The 17,829-nt window shown below is 56.7% G+C and carries 13 protein-coding genes; 4 read left to right on the plus strand and 9 right to left on the minus strand.

The window, feature by feature from the left end:
• Positions 1–4: 4 nt before the first annotated feature.
• From V4U84_RS03690 to uvrB, 3 genes are all read right to left on the minus strand, one after another.
• Complete coding sequence (locus tag V4U84_RS03690) at positions 5–214, minus strand: DUF2759 family protein (protein WP_334072110.1); 210 nt, start codon at positions 212–214, stop codon at positions 5–7.
• A 378-nt stretch (positions 215–592) separates the two neighbouring features.
• Positions 593–3,451 carry an excinuclease ABC subunit UvrA gene (uvrA, locus tag V4U84_RS03695; protein WP_334076786.1) on the minus strand — a complete coding sequence of 953 codons (2,859 nt, stop codon included), beginning with the start codon at positions 3,449–3,451 and terminating at the stop codon, positions 593–595.
• An 18-nt stretch (positions 3,452–3,469) separates the two neighbouring features.
• Positions 3,470–5,464 carry an excinuclease ABC subunit UvrB gene (gene uvrB / locus V4U84_RS03700; protein ID WP_334076787.1) on the minus strand — a complete coding sequence of 665 codons (1,995 nt, stop codon included), beginning with the start codon at positions 5,462–5,464 and terminating at the stop codon, positions 3,470–3,472.
• Between the two features lie 235 nt (positions 5,465–5,699).
• Between uvrB and V4U84_RS03705 the strand changes: the two genes are divergently transcribed.
• Both V4U84_RS03705 and V4U84_RS03710 read left to right on the plus strand, forming a co-directional pair.
• On the plus strand, positions 5,700–6,485 hold the full coding sequence (locus tag V4U84_RS03705; RefSeq protein ID WP_334072113.1) for a flagellar motor protein: 786 nt from the start codon (positions 5,700–5,702) through the stop codon (positions 6,483–6,485).
• Positions 6,482–7,360: a flagellar motor protein MotB gene (locus V4U84_RS03710; RefSeq protein WP_334072114.1), complete on the plus strand. Its 879-nt coding sequence runs from the start codon at positions 6,482–6,484 to the stop codon at positions 7,358–7,360. The genes V4U84_RS03705 and V4U84_RS03710 overlap by 4 nt, the downstream gene beginning before the upstream one ends.
• A gap of 265 nt (positions 7,361–7,625) precedes the next feature.
• On the opposite strand, the gene V4U84_RS03715 is transcribed toward V4U84_RS03710, so the two are convergent.
• The 5 genes from V4U84_RS03715 to ftsE all read right to left on the minus strand — a co-directional run bounded on the left by V4U84_RS03715 (position 7,626) and on the right by ftsE (position 13,557).
• Positions 7,626–8,912 (minus strand): PDZ domain-containing protein, encoded by a 1,287-nt coding sequence (locus V4U84_RS03715; RefSeq protein WP_416367210.1) that lies wholly within the window; start codon positions 8,910–8,912, stop codon positions 7,626–7,628.
• Between the two features lie 127 nt (positions 8,913–9,039).
• Positions 9,040–10,506, minus strand: a complete 1,467-nt coding sequence (locus V4U84_RS03720; protein WP_334072116.1) for a S41 family peptidase — start codon at positions 10,504–10,506, stop codon at positions 9,040–9,042.
• Between the two features lie 171 nt (positions 10,507–10,677).
• Positions 10,678–11,922: a murein hydrolase activator EnvC family protein gene (locus V4U84_RS03725; protein ID WP_334072117.1), complete on the minus strand. Its 1,245-nt coding sequence runs from the start codon at positions 11,920–11,922 to the stop codon at positions 10,678–10,680.
• A 44-nt stretch (positions 11,923–11,966) separates the two neighbouring features.
• Positions 11,967–12,881, minus strand: a complete 915-nt coding sequence (ftsX, locus tag V4U84_RS03730) for a permease-like cell division protein FtsX (RefSeq protein WP_334072118.1) — start codon at positions 12,879–12,881, stop codon at positions 11,967–11,969.
• The gene (gene ftsE / locus V4U84_RS03735) at positions 12,871–13,557 is read right to left on the minus strand and encodes a cell division ATP-binding protein FtsE (protein WP_334072119.1); all 687 of its coding nucleotides are present in this window, start codon (positions 13,555–13,557) and stop codon (positions 12,871–12,873) included. Before ftsE ends, ftsX begins: the two co-directional genes overlap by 11 nt.
• A gap of 244 nt (positions 13,558–13,801) precedes the next feature.
• Here ftsE and V4U84_RS03740 point away from each other — a divergent pair, with 244 nt between their 5' ends.
• Positions 13,802–15,364, plus strand: coding sequence for a VanW family protein (locus V4U84_RS03740; RefSeq protein ID WP_334072120.1), 1,563 nt, complete (start codon positions 13,802–13,804; stop codon positions 15,362–15,364).
• A gap of 266 nt (positions 15,365–15,630) precedes the next feature.
• On the opposite strand, the gene V4U84_RS03745 is transcribed toward V4U84_RS03740, so the two are convergent.
• Complete coding sequence (locus tag V4U84_RS03745) at positions 15,631–15,840, minus strand: hypothetical protein (RefSeq protein ID WP_334072121.1); 210 nt, start codon at positions 15,838–15,840, stop codon at positions 15,631–15,633.
• Between the two features lie 608 nt (positions 15,841–16,448).
• Here V4U84_RS03745 and V4U84_RS03750 point away from each other — a divergent pair.
• A complete protein-coding gene (locus V4U84_RS03750; protein WP_334072122.1) occupies positions 16,449–17,816 on the plus strand; it encodes a CynX/NimT family MFS transporter in 1,368 nt (455 codons plus the stop codon).
• Positions 17,817–17,829: the final 13 nt, after the last annotated feature.

Consider the following 17,829-nt stretch of genomic DNA (forward strand, 5'->3'; position numbering starts at 1 on the left):
CCGATTAACTAAACCAGGATTTAATCATGATGGCGTCGGATGCCAAAAAGATCAGCAAGCTGAGCAGGCCGAATCCGATCGCAAACAAATTCTTCTTCGGGCGCTCTCTCAGCAAACGAACCACCCCGATAAAAATCACGATCGTAAACAGAATCATAAAAATATCAAAGCCGTTAAAGGTCGTCGTTACTTCCCCCGCTGCAGCGAGTAACATACGCTAGCCCTCCTTGAGAATGTTCACGAAATTTCCATCTTCTTATATGTTAGCTTCTCATGAATGCGGATGCAAGAGAAATGACAAAAAAAATCTACATTTACTTCATTCCGCGTACAGATATCTCATTGACCTTTCATTTCTTCCATTATGAACAGTTTTCAGTTCAAATATAATGTACTCTCCTCAAGGACAAAATCTAAATATGTCTTTCCAAAAGTGGACTAACAGGGTTACCTCCTCTTCGACATTCTCCTTACTCCCCGGATAAAAATAAGACCGCCCCATCAGGTTCATTCAACCTGCCTGGGAACGGTCCTTCAAATTCGAATTACTCGGTTCGATTCAACTTCGATTCAAGGCTTGGTTCCGCTCCGCTTAAGAGTGGACCTTGATTTCTTCCGTACGTTTTCTGTCGCGCTCCAGGATCGGAGCCAGATAACGCCCGGTATAGGATTGCTCGACTTGGACGAGGTCCTCCGGCGTTCCCGTGGCGACGATCGTACCGCCGCCGCTGCCGCCTTCCGGACCGAGATCGATCAGGTAATCGGCGGTTTTGATGACATCCAGGTTGTGCTCGATCACCAGCACCGTTTCGCCGGAATCCACCAAGCGGTGCAGCACCGTAAGCAGGCGGTCGATATCGTCGACATGGAGGCCGGTGGTCGGCTCGTCCAAGATATAAATCGTCTTGCCTGTACTCCGGCGGTACAGTTCGGAGGCCAGCTTCACGCGCTGCGCTTCACCGCCGGACAAGGTCGTGGCAGGTTGCCCCAAGTTAACGTATCCGAGGCCGACATCCAGCAGCGTTTGAAGCTTGCGGTGGATCTTCGGAATGTTCTCGAAAAATTTCGTCGCATCCTCGACCGTCATATCCAGCACATCGGCAATACTCTTGTTCTTGTACTTGACCTCCAGCGTCTCCCGGTTGTACCGCTTGCCTTTGCATACCTCGCAAGGCACATAAACATCGGGAAGGAAGTGCATCTCGATCTTGATAATCCCGTCGCCCCGGCAGGCTTCACAGCGGCCACCCTTGATGTTGAAGCTGAACCGCCCTTTCTTGTATCCGCGAACCTTCGCTTCATTCGTCTGCGAGTACAGATCGCGGATATCATCGAAAACGCCGGTATATGTCGCCGGATTGGAGCGAGGTGTACGGCCGATTGGGGACTGGTCGATGTCAATCACCTTGTCGACATGCTCCAGGCCTTTGATTTCACGGTATTGTCCCGGACGAACCCTGGCCTTGTTCAGATCCCGTGCCAAGGTTTTGTACAAAATCTCATTCACCAGCGTAGATTTGCCGGATCCCGATACCCCGGTGACCGCCGTAAATACGCCGATCGGGAATTTGACATTGATGTTCTTCAAGTTGTTCTCCTTCGCGCCCTTCACTTCCAGCCAGCGTCCGTCCGGTTTGCGGCGCTCCTCGGGAACCTGAATGAACTTCTTGCCGCTCAAATACTGTCCGGTCAAGGAGTTCGGATCGGCCATCACTTCCTGCGGAGTCCCCTGGGCGATAACCTGACCTCCATGCTTGCCCGCGCCGGGACCGATGTCGATAATATAGTCCGCCGCCATCATCGTATCTTCGTCGTGCTCGACGACGATCAGCGTATTGCCCAAATCCCGCATATGCGCAAGCGTGGAGATCAAACGGTCGTTATCCCGCTGATGCAGCCCGATGCTGGGCTCGTCCAAAATATACAGGACGCCCATCAGGCTGGAACCGATCTGCGTCGCCAAACGGATCCGCTGCGCCTCTCCGCCGGAGAGCGTGCCCGCCGCCCGGCTCAGCGTCAGGTATTCCAGACCCACATTGACAAGGAAACCCAATCGGCTGTTGATTTCCTTGAGGATCAGGTGGGCGATCGCTTTTTCCTTCTCGCTCAACTGCAGCCCCTGAAAGAATTCCATGGCTTCGCCGATAGACAGCGAGGTAACGTGGGCCATATTCTGGTCATTAACCGTAACGGCGAGAATCTCTTTCTTCAGGCGGTGCCCCTTACAGGTTCCGCAAGGCTTCGTTCCCATGAACTCCTCGATAAATTCGCGAATGCCTTCCGAGGCGGTGTCCCGGTAGCGGCGCTCCAGGTTGTGCACGATCCCTTCAAAAGTCACATAAGCATCCTTGCTCATGCCGAAATCGTTCTGATAGCGGAACCGGACTTTGGTGTCCCCCGTACCGTACAGCAGCCTATCCATTTGTTCCTTGCTGAGCTCGGAAACAGGCACATTCTGCGGAATGTCGAAATGCTCGCAGACCGACCGTAAAAATTGCGGATAATAGTTCGATGTGCTGCCGGCCCACGCCTCAAACGCGCCTTCTTCGATCGACTTGGATTTGTCGGGAACGAGCAATTCGGGATCGATAATCATCTTGACGCCGAGACCGTCGCATTCCGGACAAGCCCCGAAGGGACTGTTGAACGAGAACATGCGCGGGGACAGTTCCTCCATGCTGAATCCGCAGATCGGGCAGGCATAGTTGGAACTGAAGCGCAGTTCCTCCTGTCCGATAATATCCACCAGAAGCTGTCCGCCGGACATTTTCAGCGCCGTTTCGATCGAATCGGCCAGCCGGCTGCGGACATCTTCCTTTATGACGATCCGGTCCACAATGACTTCGATGGAGTGTTTCTTATTCTTCTCCAGCTCGATGTTCTCCGAGAGGTCGCGCTGTTCCCCGTCCACCCGGACGCGGACAAATCCCTGTTTGGCAATCTCGCTGAACAGACTCTTATGCTCGCCCTTCTTGCCGGAGACGACCGGCGCGAGAATTTGCAGCCGGGTTTTCTCGGGATACTGCATAATCCGGTCCACCATTTGTTCCACCGATTGGGACGTGATCTCGATCCCGTGCTCGGGACAATGCGGATGGCCTACCCGTGCAAATAGCAGGCGAAGATAGTCGTATATCTCGGTGACCGTGCCGACGGTAGACCGAGGGTTGCGGCTCGTCGTCTTCTGGTCGATCGAAATCGCCGGGGATAAGCCCTCGATGGAATCGACATCCGGCTTCTCCATCTGACCTAGAAACTGCCGGGCGTAAGCGGAAAGGGACTCCACGTATCTGCGCTGTCCCTCCGCGTAAATCGTGTCAAACGCCAGCGACGACTTGCCGGAACCGCTCAATCCCGTCAAAACGACGAAGCGGTCGCGCGGGATGGTGATATTGATATTTTTTAAATTGTGCGCTCTCGCGCCTTTGATGACGATATTCTCACTAGCCAAGGTTTCATCTCCCCACTCTTATTCCGCCTTTAGTTCCATAATGGCGTCACGCAGCTCCGCAGCCCGTTCGAACTGCAGGTTTTTGGCGGCTTCTTTCATTTCTTTCTCCATGCGGCCAATCAATGCCTCGCGATCGCGCTTGGACATCTTGCCCTTCGTCGCGCCGGCCAGATAATCGCTCTTGCTTTCGGCCACCCGGGTCGCCTCGATGACGTCACGCACTTTCTTGCGGATCGTCTGCGGCGTGATCCCGTGCTTTTCGTTGTAAGCCATCTGAATGGAACGGCGCCGCTCGGTCTCCTTGATCGCTTTGTCCATCGATTCCGTAATCTGGTCGCCGTACATCAGCACGCGCCCTTCCGAGTTCCGCGCCGCGCGTCCGATCGTCTGAATCAGCGACCGCTCCGAGCGCAAGAAACCTTCTTTATCCGCATCCAGGATCGCCACCAGCGAAACCTCCGGCAAATCCAGGCCTTCCCGCAGCAGGTTGATCCCGATCAGAACATGAAACGTCCCCAGGCGCAAGTCGCGCAGGATGCTCATCCGCTCCAGCGTTTTGATATCCGAGTGCAAATAGCGGACCTTAATGCCGATTTCTTTCAGATAATCCGTGAGGTCCTCCGACATCTTCTTCGTCAGCGTCGTCACCAGCACCCGCTCATCCCGGTCGATCCGTTCCCGGATTTCCCCGATCAAATCATCGATCTGACCCTTCGTCGGACGCACTTCGATGATCGGATCCAACAAGCCTGTCGGCCGGATAATCTGTTCTACCATCGTATTGCAATGCTCGATTTCATAAGGCCCCGGCGTCGCCGAAACATAAATAAGCTGCCCGGCCTTCTCCTCAAACTCTTCAAATTTGAGCGGCCGGTTATCGAGCGCCGAAGGCAGGCGGAAGCCGTGGTCGACGAGCACGTTTTTGCGGGCCTGGTCACCGTTGTACATCGCGCGGATTTGCGGCAGCGTCACATGGGATTCGTCGATCACGATCAGAAAGTCGTCCGGAAAATAATCCAGCAGCGTGTAAGGCGTAGCTCCGCGTTCGCGGAACGTGAGCGGTCCGGAATAGTTCTCGATGCCCGAGCAGAACCCGACTTCCTTCATCATTTCGATATCATAGCGGGTCCGCTGCTCCAGCCGCTGCGCCTCCAGCAGCTTGCCCTGGGACCGGAACAGCTCTAGCCGTTCCTCCAACTCGCGTTCGATATTTATCAGAGCGATCCGCATCGTCTCTTCCTGGGTCACAAAGTGCGAAGCCGGGAAGATGGCGATATGATCGCGTTCCGCGACCAATTCTCCGGTCAGGACGTCGATTTCGGTAATCCGTTCGATTTCGTCGCCGAAAAACTCGACCCGCACCGCCTGCTCGCCCTTCGAAGCCGGGAAGACTTCCAACACGTCGCCGCGGACACGGAACGTCCCGCGCACGAAGTTAATATCGTTCCGCTGATACTGGATATCCACCAGGCGGCTCAAAATCTGGTTCCGCGATTTCTCCATCCCCACACGCAGCGAAAGAACAAGGTTGCGGTACTCCATCGGCGAACCGAGGCCGTAAATGCAGGACACGCTGGCCACAATAATGACGTCCCGCCGCTCAAACAGCGAGCTGGTCGCGGAGTGTCTTAGCTTATCGATCTCTTCGTTAATGCTGGAATCTTTCTCGATATAGGTGTCGGAGGATGGAATGTAGGCTTCCGGCTGGTAGTAGTCATAGTAACTTACGAAGTAGTCTACGGAGTTGTTCGGGAAAAACTCTTTGAATTCGCTGGCCAATTGGGCCGCCAGCGTTTTGTTATGGGCGATGACCAGAGTGGGCCTTCCGAGCTTGGCGATCGTTTGGGCGATCGTGAAGGTTTTTCCTGTACCCGTGGCTCCCAACAGCGTCTGGTGCTTTTTACCCATTTTTACACCCTCGACCAATTCCTCGATGGCCCCCGGTTGGTCGCCCTGTGGCGAAAATTCCGAAATCAGCTCGAATTTATTGTTGCTTAAGACAATTTCACTCATTGTCCACATCACCCTTATCGTCTAAAATGGAAAATGTACTTCTTATATGCAGTAGATTTGGACCAGGCACTTTATATTAACCTGTATTCTCATCTCTTAATTGAAGATATACAGGGAAGTCTCATTTTTTATTGGCTCATCCCCAAAAATAAGAATGAGTGTTCCCATTGATTATACCTTGTTTAGAAATGGGATGCAATCGATAAGTCATGGAATAGGAGTTGTTTAACAGTCGATGGATATTGCAACGATTCTGGGCCTCATTATTGGACTTGCCGCGCTGATCGGCGGATTTATGTGGGAAGGAGGAGAACTCGGCGGGCTCATGCAGATCGCCTCGGCCGTCATCGTGCTTGGCGGTACGCTGGCCGCCGTCATGGTCAGTTACCCGCTCGCCAAACTGAAAACCGTCCCGCGCGCCTTGGCCTTGGCCTTCACCTCACGCAACGAGGACACGACGGAGCTGATCGAGAATCTTGTCGGCATGTCGACGATCGCACGGCGCGAAGGCGTGCTGGCTTTGGAGCAAAAAGCGGCGGAACACCCGAACCCCTTTTTGAAGGAAAGCATTCAACTCGTCGTGGATGGTACGGAGCAGAGCATGGTTAAGCAAATTATGGATTTGGAAATCGACGCCATTCAGCATAAATATGAAGGGTATGCGAAAATCTTTGAATCCGCCGGAGGCTATGCCCCTACAATGGGGATCATCGGGACGGTTATGGGCCTCATTCACGTCCTCGGCAGTCTGAGCGAGCCGACCGCGCTCGGCCCGTCCATCGCCCTCGCGTTTACGGCCACGCTGTACGGGGTAGCCTGCGCGAATCTGATCTTCCTCCCGATCGCTTCCAAACTCAAAGACCGGGGCGAGGAGGAAGTAGCCCGAATGGAAATGATGCTCGAAGGCGTGCTTTCGCTGCAAAACGGGGATCATCCGGTCCTCGTCCGGCGCAAGCTGGAATCCTACATAGCGGGTGCGCGCCACGATGTGGCGAAATCCGGGGAGACGAAAAGCGTATGAGCCGCACTCCGAGACCGCAGCGCCGGGGCCGGCGGGACGGCAAGGAAAATCATGACCGCTGGTTGATCACTTATGCCGATCTGATTACGCTGCTGCTTATTTTTTTCGTTGTCATGTATGCGATGAGCCGCCTGGACGTGGAGAAATACGGTATCGTCACGCAATCCCTGCAGCTCACGTTCAGCAATGGGGACTCGCTGATTGAGAAAGGCACCGGTGTCCTCGGGAGCGAGGATCGCCACGCTTTTAAAAATCCCCCTACGGACTCCGCCGGGCAAGGAGAGCAAGGTCCGGGGCAAGGCGGTCCGAACGGGCAAAACGGGAAGAGTACCTCCGGCCAACCGGAGCAGAACGGCGGCGATCTGTCGCAGAAACCGCTGACCGACCGCGAGCTCGCCTTCCGTAAACAGGAGGAGGAACTGCAAAACTTGATGGGTCTTATCGAAGCCTATGTGAAGGAGAACCAGTTAGAGGATCAAATTCAGGTAGCGGATTTGCCCAAGGGGATCTCCATTACCCTGAGCGACCGCTTCCTGTTTGATATCGGCAAAGCCGCGCTGAAGCCCGACTCCGCCAAAACGCTAACCAAACTGGCCAGCCTGTTCAGCCAGCTCGACACGATGATCAGCATCGAAGGCCATACGGATAACCTCCCGATCGGCAAAGGCTCCGATTTCAAGGACAACTGGGAGTTGTCGGGAGAGCGGGCTTTGTCGGTGCTGCGGTTTTTCCTCGACCGGGAGAAGCTCGACCCGGAAGACTTCCAATACGCCGGGTACGCGGATACCCGCCCGGCCGCCGACAACGCCACCGCGGCGGGCCGGCAAAAAAACCGCCGCGTCGAAATCACCGTACTGCGGCAGCTGCAGCAGTAACGAATATGACCCCCCGTCCAGTTTGGACGGGGGGTTCTAGTTTGGGCAGAATTAACGGGAAAAACTCCCGTTAATTCATGTGTAAGCCGCCTGCGGGGCAGGAATAACTGGAATACCTCCAGTTATTTTTCCGCCGTAAGGCGAAATTCCTTGCCACTGCCCAAATTAGCGGGAGGTTTTCCAGCTAGTTTGGGCAGTGACGCAAAAAACGCCGAATTAGCGGGAGAAATTCCAGCTAATTCGGCGTGAGCGCCCGCGACGCGCGCTAGCGGGCGGCGTCGCTCACGCCCGCCTCGCCTTCGGCGGCGGGCGCCTCCCCGCGCCGGGCGGCGGGCGCGCCGCGGCGCGGCTTCACCAGCTGCAGCAGCGAGAGCAGCTGCAGCCGAACCGTCGCCGGCGCTTGCTCGTCCGGCGCCAGAATCGCGCCGAGCTGGTGATGCTCGCCGGCGTAGATCGCGCGCTGGAGGAACTTGCTCTCGCCCGCGAGATTGCGGACCTCCAGCTTGCAAAAGGCCGACTGGATGCGCAACGCCGCGTGCAGCTCCTCTTTCGTGGGAACCGGCACGCCGTTCACACGCACGATCGTCTCCCCGGCCTGGATGCCGAGCTCCTCCGCCGGACTGCCCGGCAGCACGGCCAGCACTTTCAGCCCGCCCTGCGGGTGCACGAACAGCGGGCTGCGCTGCTGTTCTTCCAGCCGGCTGAACCAGACCAGGGCCTCGTGCAGCCCAAATGCGGCCAGCGCGGCCACCAGCGTCAGCGGTGCCCACCAGTTCGCCAGCAGGGCCAGCGCGATGACGATCAGCCCGTAGCCGAGCAGCCGGCCTGACGTCACCCGCGCCTTCTGCTGCGGCAAGAGGCCGGTCGTCACTTCCGCGAAGCCGATGACGACCGGCAGGGCCATCATGGCGAAGCCGCCCTGCCAGGCTTCCCCCCCGAACAGCGGGGTCCAAGGCAGGACCCCGCCCGCCGTCTGCGCCGGGATCAGCAGAAGCAGCGGCACCGGCCACAGGCTCTGCATCGTGTACCCGCCGACCGGCTTGCCGCGCTTGCCCTCAAAGAACAACGGCCCGGCAAAAGAAGCCCCCTGCCAGCGGATCAGCAGCCCCTCGGCCAGGTGAAGCAGGCCGACCAGACAGAGCAGCGCCGGGATGTTCAGTTCCCGAACCGCGCTTACGCACGCTTCCACCCAGCCTCCGCCCGTAAACCCCGGGAACAGATTCAGTCCGAATTGAACCACACCAAGCAATCCGACCGAGTAAGCCAGGCAAAGATAGCGCACCCGCAACAGCAGCAGCAAAATCGCGGCGACCCAGATGCACAGCATCCCTTCCACGGTCAGCGTCATGCCGATAAACGCGGAAACGAGCGAGACGCCCAAACCCGCGAGCAGGCCGCCGAGTACGGTGCGCCAGGTCTGGCCCAACCAGCCGTGAAGCCGGACATGGAACAGCTTGCGCTCCAACATCACCTGCCTGCGGTATAACAGCATAATTAAAATGATCGAAATATAGTAAAACGGCTGCAAGAGCAGTTGTACTCCCGCTTCCATCAAATTCCACAATCCTTCCAGCCATAGCTCCACAAGAGTTCACTCCCTTTTCCCCGATGATGAGCTTCCGCGATGCCGTTTTTTCCGCCCTGTACACAGAAAAAAAGAAGGCCGGAAAGCAGCCTTCTTATTTCTTCGACACCGGGCTTTCGATTTCCTTCCGAATCTCCTCGATCGCCCGGTTCATTTGGTTGTCATTTTTTGGATCACGGATTTCTTTCACCAAGGCCGCTTCAAGCGTTTCGGCCGTCTTGGCGTCCAGCACACCCGTGGCTTCAAGCTTCTGCTCCTGTTGGAACTTCCTGAGCGCGTTCTCCGTCGCTTTGCTGAAATACCCGTCGGTCCGGCCCGGTTCATAGCCCAGGCCCTGCAGCATCGTCTGTGCGCTCTTGATGTCTTCGCCGAGCATATCGTACTTGAACGTTTTTTCCTTATTGATCGGCGCTACGGAAAAATATCCCGGCTGGGAAACCGCGACATCCGGCTGAATCCCCTTTTTGTGAATCCATTCGCCGTTAGGCGTCAGCCACTTGGCAATCGTCACCTTCAGCAGACTGCCGTCGCCGAACTCCTTGTTGAAGCTCGTCTGCACCGTACCTTTGCCATAGGTGGCTTCACCGATCAGCTTGGCTCCGGCCGATTCCTGCAGCGCGCCGGCCAGAATTTCGGACGCGCTCGCGCTGCCCTTGTTGGTGATGACCGCAACCGGATAGTTCTTTCCGCTTCCGCGGGACTCCGTCTTGCCGCGGCGCTTGTTCTTGTCCTCGACCTGCACGATCATTTTCCCCTTCGGCACGAACTGCTCCGCCATGTCGATGACGATATCGAGCACCCCGCCCGGGTTGTTTCTGACGTCGATCACCAGGCCCTTCATCCCCTGTTTCTCCAGGTTCTCCAGCTCTTTGCGGAAACGTTCCGCGGTGTTCATCGAGAACTCGGTGACCTCAATGACGCCGACGCCGCCCTTCTCCAAGCGGGCGCGTACGGTTTCCAGCGCGATGTCGTCCCGGACGATCGTGTATTCCAGCGTATTGGCCGAGCCGGCCCGCTTCACTTTGATCTTTGCTTTCGTTCCTTTCGGTCCGCGGATTTTGGAGACCGCTTCATTCAGGCTCAAGCCTTCAAAAGACTCCTCGTTCACCGACAGCAAAATATCCTTGGGTTTGATCCCGGCCTTCTCGGCCGGCGAACCTTTGATCGGCGAGACGACGACCACATTGCCGTTTTCCATTGAAACCTCGGCCCCGATCCCGGTAAAAGAACCTTCTATCTGCTCCGAAAACTGCTGTGCGGTCTCCGGCCCCATATAGGAGGAGAACGGGTCGCCGAGGGCGTTCATCATCCCGTCGATCGCGCCGTCCACCAGCTTTTGCTGATCCACGCCTTCCACATAATTGGACTTGACCAGTTCCATCGCGGTCTCGATTTTCTTAATCCCGGCTTTGGTCGTACTTCCCGCCGTGTCGGCAAAAATCCCGCTCCGCGCCGGTCCCGTGTCCGCAAAGCTCAACTGACCCGTTAAAGACAGCGTAAACAAGCAACTGATCAGCATCGATACGACAATGAGAAATACGACTGTTCGTTTCTTATACATGATTAACTTCACCGCCTGTGTTTGTTCGGTTTCTGAATTTCCTGCCAAAAAATAGAACGTCCCATAGTATATGTCCGGCTTGTACGGATTATTTATAAAACTACATGAACGAAAAACGGATGCGCCGCCCTTGCGGACAACGATCCGTTTTTAATCGGCATTTCTATTTTATTATAAATAAGGCATCGGGTCCACCGGATTGCCGTTAATCCGAACTTCAAAGTGGCAGTGCGGCCCCGTGGAGTTCCCCGTGCTGCCGACCTCGGCGATTTTTTCGCCCCGCTTCACCTGCTGTCCCTTTTCCACCTTGATCCCGCCGTTGCGGATATGGCCGTACAAGGTCCATACATTGTCGCCATGGTCGATAATCACCGTATTCCCATAGCCGCTCCACCATTCGGCGACGATGACGACACCGCCCTCCGCGGCGTGGATATCCGTGCCTTGGGGAGCCGCGAGGTCGATCCCCGTATGCGTCTTCCGTTTGCCCGTAATCGGGTGAATCCGGCTTCCGTAACCCGAAGACAGCCGGGCTCCCGTGACCGGCAGCCCCATCGAGCCACCGCTTCCCTGAAATCCGCCGGACGACGAACCCGAAGAAGACGAGGAGGACGAGGATTTTTTACGCTTATAGGTATATACCTGAGCCGCTTTCAGCTTGTTCTTCTCTTTTTCCAGAGAAGCCCGTTTGGTCGCCAGCTCCACGAGCAATTTCTCCTGGTCCTCGCTGATATCGTCGGATTCTTCGATCTCCGCGTAATATTTGGCGATGAGCTGCTGCTTCTCTTCTTCCTTCTGCTCCAGAATGCTCTTCCGCGATTCCGCGTCAGCGTACAGCTTCTTCACCTTGTCGTACTCGTTGTTTAACTGTGCCTTTTGTTGAACGAGCAATTCCCGGTCATGCTTGTGCTCTTCCAGCAGCGTATGATCCTGGTTGGCGATGGCCTGCAGCGAATCGGCCCGCTCCAGGAAATCCGTGAAGCTCGTCGAAGACAGCAGTACGTCCAGATAGGAGACCGCTCCATCCGTGTACATCAGACGGACACGCGAGTCCAACAGATCGGAACGCTCGGCGATCCGCGCTTTGGTCTCCTCCAGCTTGACGGCGGTGTCCCGCAGTTGTTGCTCGGTATTCTCGATGTCCACCGAAATATGGGCCAACTCATTGCTGACGGTGTTGATTTGCTGCAGTACGGTATTCAAGTATTCCTTGTTCTTGTTCACGTAATGCTGGGCGGACTGTTTTTGTTCCACCGCTTTCTCCTGTTGTTTCTTGGCCTGTCTGGCCTGTTCCTGAAGCTGTTTCAGCTCCTTGTCGATCTGGCTGATCGTCTTCGATTTGGCAAAACCCTCAGTAGGTTGAAAAATTGCAGCGGCTAAAGCGATTACGGCAACAATGGATATCCATCTTTTCAAAATCGTTTCCCCGTCCTTTTCTAAAGGTACTAAACTCTATCCGACTACACCTTCAGGAATTTGCGAATGGACATGGTGCTGCCCCAAATCCCGATCAACAGCCCGAGGCCGAGCAACAGTCCGCCCACCTGCAAGCCGATTTCACCGATCGGAATGAGTCGAAACGCCAGCGTTATGTCCGCTTTCACGGAATCCACCAACTGATTGTATCCAAAAAACAATAACACTATGGTAATGGCGGAACCTACGAATCCTATCAAGGCCCCCTCCACGAAAAACGGCCATCGGATGAACATGTTCGTTGCGCCGACCAGCTTCATAATCCCGATTTCCCGGCGCCGGGCCAGAATCGTTACGCGGATCGTGTTGGAGATCAAAAACATCGCCATCAGCGCTAAACCGCCCACAAAAGCGAACCCGATGTTGCGGATGGCTTTCGTGATTTTGAACAATTTCTCAATCGTACCTTGTCCATATCTTACTTTGTAGATAGGGTCGTTCGGATACTGATCGCTCAAGGCGCTGATTTTGCTGGCCACGTAAGGCACCGTCGTCGGTTCAACCACCTCGATTTTGAGCGTATCGGGGATCGGATTGGTCTTATCGTCATATCCTTCGAGCAGATCCTTCATCTCGTTGCCCATTTTCTTCTTGAAATCCTTTAAGCCTTCCGCCTTCGGAATCAAAGTGACCCGGCTGACCTCGGTCATCAAGCCGATGTCGTTCTGCAGCTTCTCCCGGGTCGCCTGATCCACATCCGGATTGAGGTAAGCGCTGATCTCCACCTGGCTGTCGGCCGCGTCGGCAAAAGAATTGACGTTCAGCACGAGCATTATGAATACGCCCAAAATAAACAGAGAGACGATAATCGACGTAATGGACGCTACCGACATCCACCCGTTCCGGAACACGTTTTTGGCGCCTTCCCGCAAATGTCTGAGGAGGGTGTTAAAACTCATAACCGTAATCCCCTCTCAGCTGGTCTCGGACAATGTTGCCGTGCTCGATCGCGATAACGCGCTTGCGCATCGTATTCACGATATCTTTGTTATGGGTGGCCATAACGATGGTCGTTCCCCGGAAGTTGATCTCATCCAGCAACTGCATAATGCCCCAGGAGGTTTCGGGATCGAGGTTCCCTGTGGGCTCGTCCGCGATAATGACGGAAGGGTTGTTAACGATGGCCCGGGCAATCGCCACGCGCTGCTGTTCTCCCCCCGACAACTGGGACGGGTCACGGTTGGCTTTGTTTTTCAACCCGACCAGCTCGAGCACTTCCATCGTGCGCTTCTTGATCACTTTCTTGGGCGCTTCGATCACCTCGAGCGCAAAAGCGACATTCTCATAAGCCGTCAGCTTGGGCAGTAAGCGAAAATCCTGGAAAATAACGCCGATATTCCGGCGAACATAAGGAATTTTGCGAGGTTTCAGCTTACCGATATTAAAACCGTTGACGGAAATCTGCCCTTTGGTGGGGACTTCTTCCCGATATATAAGCTTCATAAAGGTCGATTTACCCGCTCCGGACGGGCCGACCAGGTAGACAAATTCGTTGCGGTCAATCTTGACCGAGACGCCCTTCAAAGCATGCGTACCGTTCGGGTACGTCTTCCATATGTCCTGCATTTCTATCACTAGATCACGTCCTAAACTTGATTCCAAACCCTAGTTGATAATTCGACGAAGCTGTCTTTTTTACCACGTTGTACATTCGACATCATCTCGCCAATTCCTTTAAAAGGCGAGCCATTTCATCAGTCCGTTACCTATTGTAACAAATATGTTACCACTTGAGTACCCGAAAGTTTCCTGAAGTAGAAACATATATATGGTTGTACAACCTGATCGCAAAGAAGTTCGGATCGGAAAAGGAGGTTCCATGCAAAAATCCAAGCGGATATGGATGGCCGCCGCGGGCTTGGCACTTGCCGCCGCTTTGTTCTATGGCGGTCTATGGCTTTATGGATCGCGGGATCTCATACCGCCGGGCACGGCGGTCGGCTCTCTCCGGCTCGGCGGCCTCCCCGCCGAAAAGGCGCTTCACTTGCTGGAAGCCCGAATCGCCGATTTGGAGGAGCGGCAAGTGGAGTTTGTCGATACGGAAATCGTGCTGTCCTGGCGGAAGGCGGGAATCACCTGGAGCGCCCCGGGCTTCCGCGCCGGATTAAGCTCCCTCTCCGAGGGAGGGATATGGCAGCGGGCCCGGGCGCGATTCCATTTTAAAAAAGAATGGGCGCTGCAAACTTCGTTCCATGCTCCCGCCTTAAAACGGACCTTCAGTCCGACTTGGGAAAAACGGCAGTTCGGCAGCCCTGTAAACGCCGTACGCACGATCCACCCGGACGACTCCATCAGCTATTCGCCCGGCACATCGGTCCGGCGCATCGACTGGCCCCTCCTGCAGCGGCGCATGCTCGAAGCCGCAAAGGAGGCCGAAGGCAGCGGCGCCGGACGTTTGGGCACGCCCGGCGACCTCGCGGAAGGCGTGTTCGCTTCGGTACAGCTGCCGCTGACCGAAGTGCCGCCCGCCGTGACGGTCGAGTCCCTCAAGCGGCAGGGCATCCGGCGCAAAATCGCCGAATTCTCGACCGGGCTAGGGGCCAGCGTTGCCGGGCGGGTGCACAACGTGGACGCGGCGGCCCGCGCTCTCGACGGCCTGGTGCTGCCGCCGGACGGCGTGTTCGACTACGCGGCGATCGTCCGCGCCGCCGAGGAGCAGTACGGCTTCCGGGAAGCCCCGGTGATCTTCGGCGGCCGCCTGGTGCCCGGCGTCGGCGGCGGCATCTGCCAGGTGTCCAGCACGCTGTACAACGCGGCGGTCCGCGCCGGGCTGGACATCGTCGAGCGGCGCAACCACTCCGTGCCTGTCCGATACATCCCGCTGGGACAGGACGCTACTTTCGCCGAGGGCCACATCAATTTCCGTTTCCGGAACACGACCGGAAACCACCTCTTGATCGCGGCCCGGACGGACAGCGGCCGATTGACCGTCAAGCTGTTCGGCGACATCCCCGGGAACGTGCTTTACGACATGGAATCCAAGACAGCGAAAATCCTCCCCGCCGGAAATAAATATGTCGTAAATCCCGCCCTGCCCGCCGGAAGCCGCAAGGTCATCGTCAGGGGCAAACCCGGGTTCGTCGTCGACACGTACCGGGTCAAATACGTCGACGGCCGGATCGCCGAGCGCATCCGGCTGTCGCGCGACACGTACCCGGCGCAGCCGAACGTAATCGCCGTGCCGCCCGGCGCGGGCGGCGGCACAGGCGCGGCGCCGGACGACGCGGGCGGTGCTGGCGATGCGCGCGCCGAGCGTGACGCGCAGCGCGGCGGAAACGCCCGCGAAGGCGGCCGCACGCCGGGCAGCGGCAAGCCGCCGGCGGCGGAAGGGCGTCCTCCCGCTCTGCTGGAGGACGGCGTCGGCGCTCCGCAATTCCCCTAGCCGCCACCGCCGCCCGCAATAGCGACGTTTTGGGGCGCTATTGCGGGCCGATTCGGTACCGCCGGAATAATAGCAGTCCAGAACGGCCTTATTTGCCTGCTTCGGCCCCTGAAATCAGGTTCCGGCCCGTATTTTCCAAAAACAAGGCCCCAAAAGGCCGCTATTTCACACTGACGAGCCGAATTCGACAAAATAGCGCCCCAAAAGGCACTTATCCTATTGAATGGCTCCACAAGGGAAACCGCTCGCACGCTCCCTGTTCCACATCAGAAAGTGAGATCCCGCCCCTCCAAACTCAGCCGGTATGAGCGAATTCGCTCCTTGCCGCTATGGGGCTGGATCCATTTTTTTCGGGCCAGGCTGAACAGCACCGCCCTGGTCTTCTTCTCACCGAACCCCATATGCCGGCCTACCTCCCCCGGCGTTAAAGGACGGCCGGTCCGCATAAACAGTCGGACGACCTCCTTTTCCAGCAATCCGTCTCCGGCCCAGCCTTGTCCTCACCGAGCCAGCGCTCGAGAAATTGCTGGATTTTCTGCTGGCAGTGGCGGGGGCTATCTTTGACATCGTATAGGAGAATCTCAGCACCTTCCAGCCATCGATCACCAAATCGTTCTGCCTCCGGCAATGATCGGAAAACTGGATGCGGCTGACATTCCTCCAGTGGGGACCATAACCGCGCCCTTCCAGCAGCCTTCTCTCCCGTTCCCTCTCCCTCACTGCCAAGTGTTCTTTCATATAAACTTCGTGCGCCTCCAGGAATGCCATTCGATTTACCTCCTTTTCGCCATTAAAAAACGCCCCTTGCCCGGGATTTCTATCTCCGCGGCAAAAGGCGTGTGCTCCACGACTCTTCTCCAAATATTCACCATTCTCGATTTAACCTTATTTCACCACAGATTTTACCATAATAGTCTCCCGCAATTCCACAAGCTCACCCTACTCCGTCATTGTCTGAAGTCCCTGACGAGGGATGGAAGCTGCTGTTGATTAATTTTCTTCTCTTGTGGTAAGGTAAACCCACCTGATTTCCGATGTTCGGCTCAGGATCAAGCAGAATTACACAGAAAGGATTTATCTCATAATGAAGTCTAATCCAACGATTCCCGATCTCCTTCAAAAAGAGGAGTCTATTTCGACGAATAGCACAGCAGCACCAGTTTCTCCTTCAGTTACCGCATCGGCCGACAACTCGGCAAACGGTAAAATGCCCGATTCAACGCCGGCCGAGTCCAATCCGGCCCCATCACCCGCAGCGGGCAACCTCCCGCGCGGCGCTGGAACGGCTCTGGCGGTCGCGGCCATCCTGCTCACGGCAGCGACGCTGCGCTCGCCGATCACGGGCGTGGGGCCGCTGATCGGCGAGATCCAGCGCGCCACTGGCCTGTCGCATACCCTGTCCGGGATGCTGACCACACTACCGCTGCTCGCCTTCGCCGTATTCGCTCTGGCCGCGCCGCGGCTGGCGGCGCGCTGGGGCAGCGAATCGACGCTGCTCGTTTGCATGGTCATCATGACCGGAGGGATCCTGCTTCGTTCCCTGCCGTCCGTTCCCGCCCTGTTCGGCGGTACCGCGCTAGTCGGCAGTGCGATCGCCGTCGCCAATGTGCTGGTCCCCGGCGTGATCAAGCGGGATTTTCCGCTGCGGATCGGTCTGATGACGTCGCTGTACACGTCTTTCATGAACATGTGGTCGGCCATTTCCTCGGGCGTCAGCATGCCGCTGGCCCGGACTTTTCTGGGATGGCGCGGGGCGCTCGGCTTCTGGATCCTGCTCTCGGCGGCGACCGCCCTCGTCTGGATTCCGCTGGTGCGCCGGTACGCCGCCAACCGGAAGAGCACAGGCGCCCCGGCAGGACCCTATCGGAAATCCGGAGCGGTCTGGCGCTCCCGGGTCGCCTGGCAAGTCACCTTGTTCATGGGCCTGCAATCGGTCATGTTCTATATCGGCATTTCCTGGCTGCCGGAAATTCTGCATGAACGGGGCATGAGCATGGAGCAGGCCGGATGGATGCTGTCCATCATGCAACTGCTCAGCATGGTCGGCTCCTTTACCATGCCGCTGATCGCGGCGCGTACCCAGAGTCAAAAATGGCTCGCCGCCGCTTCCTCCGCCCTGTTCCTGGCCGGTTTTGCCGGGGTATGGCTCGGCCCCGCATCCTTGGCCATGCTCTTCATCATGCTGATCGGCCTCGGCTGCGGCACAACCTTCAGCCTGGTCATCATGTTCTTCGGGCTTCGCGCCCACTCGGCCGACCAGGCTGCCGAATTGTCCGGTATGGCCCAGTCGATCGGCTACCTGCTCGCCGCGGTCGGGCCGACGCTATTCGGCTTCCTTCACGATCAAAGCGGCGGATGGACAGTCCCGCTTGCGACGATTACTGCCCTCTCCCTGCTCACCATCGTGATGGGATATGCGGCCGGGCGAAAAGGGTATGTTAATCCCGCTTAATTTTTTTGCAGAC

The sequence above is a fragment of the Paenibacillus sanfengchensis genome (assembly GCF_036864765.1).
In the GTDB taxonomy this organism is placed as follows: Bacteria; Bacillota; Bacilli; order Paenibacillales; family Paenibacillaceae; genus Fontibacillus; species Fontibacillus sanfengchensis.

Bases quoted from the DNA above. Each gene is read 5' to 3' on its own strand.
- V4U84_RS03690 (WP_334072110.1), bottom strand. From the start codon at position 214: ATGTTACTCGCTGCAGCGGGGGAAGTAACGACGACCTTTAACGGCTTT.
- uvrB (WP_334076787.1), bottom strand. From the start codon at position 5,464: ATGAGTGAAATTGTCTTAAGCAACAATAAATTCGAGCTGATTTCGGAA.
- V4U84_RS03705 (WP_334072113.1), top strand. From the start codon at position 5,700: ATGGATATTGCAACGATTCTGGGCCTCATTATTGGACTTGCCGCGCTG.
- V4U84_RS03710 (WP_334072114.1), top strand. From the start codon at position 6,482: ATGAGCCGCACTCCGAGACCGCAGCGCCGGGGCCGGCGGGACGGCAAG.
- V4U84_RS03715 (WP_416367210.1), bottom strand. From the start codon at position 8,912: ATGGAAGCGGGAGTACAACTGCTCTTGCAGCCGTTTTACTATATTTCG.
- V4U84_RS03720 (WP_334072116.1), bottom strand. From the start codon at position 10,506: ATGTATAAGAAACGAACAGTCGTATTTCTCATTGTCGTATCGATGCTG.
- ftsX (WP_334072118.1), bottom strand. From the start codon at position 12,881: ATGAGTTTTAACACCCTCCTCAGACATTTGCGGGAAGGCGCCAAAAAC.
- V4U84_RS03740 (WP_334072120.1), top strand. From the start codon at position 13,802: ATGCAAAAATCCAAGCGGATATGGATGGCCGCCGCGGGCTTGGCACTT.
- V4U84_RS03750 (WP_334072122.1), top strand. From the start codon at position 16,449: ATGAAGTCTAATCCAACGATTCCCGATCTCCTTCAAAAAGAGGAGTCT.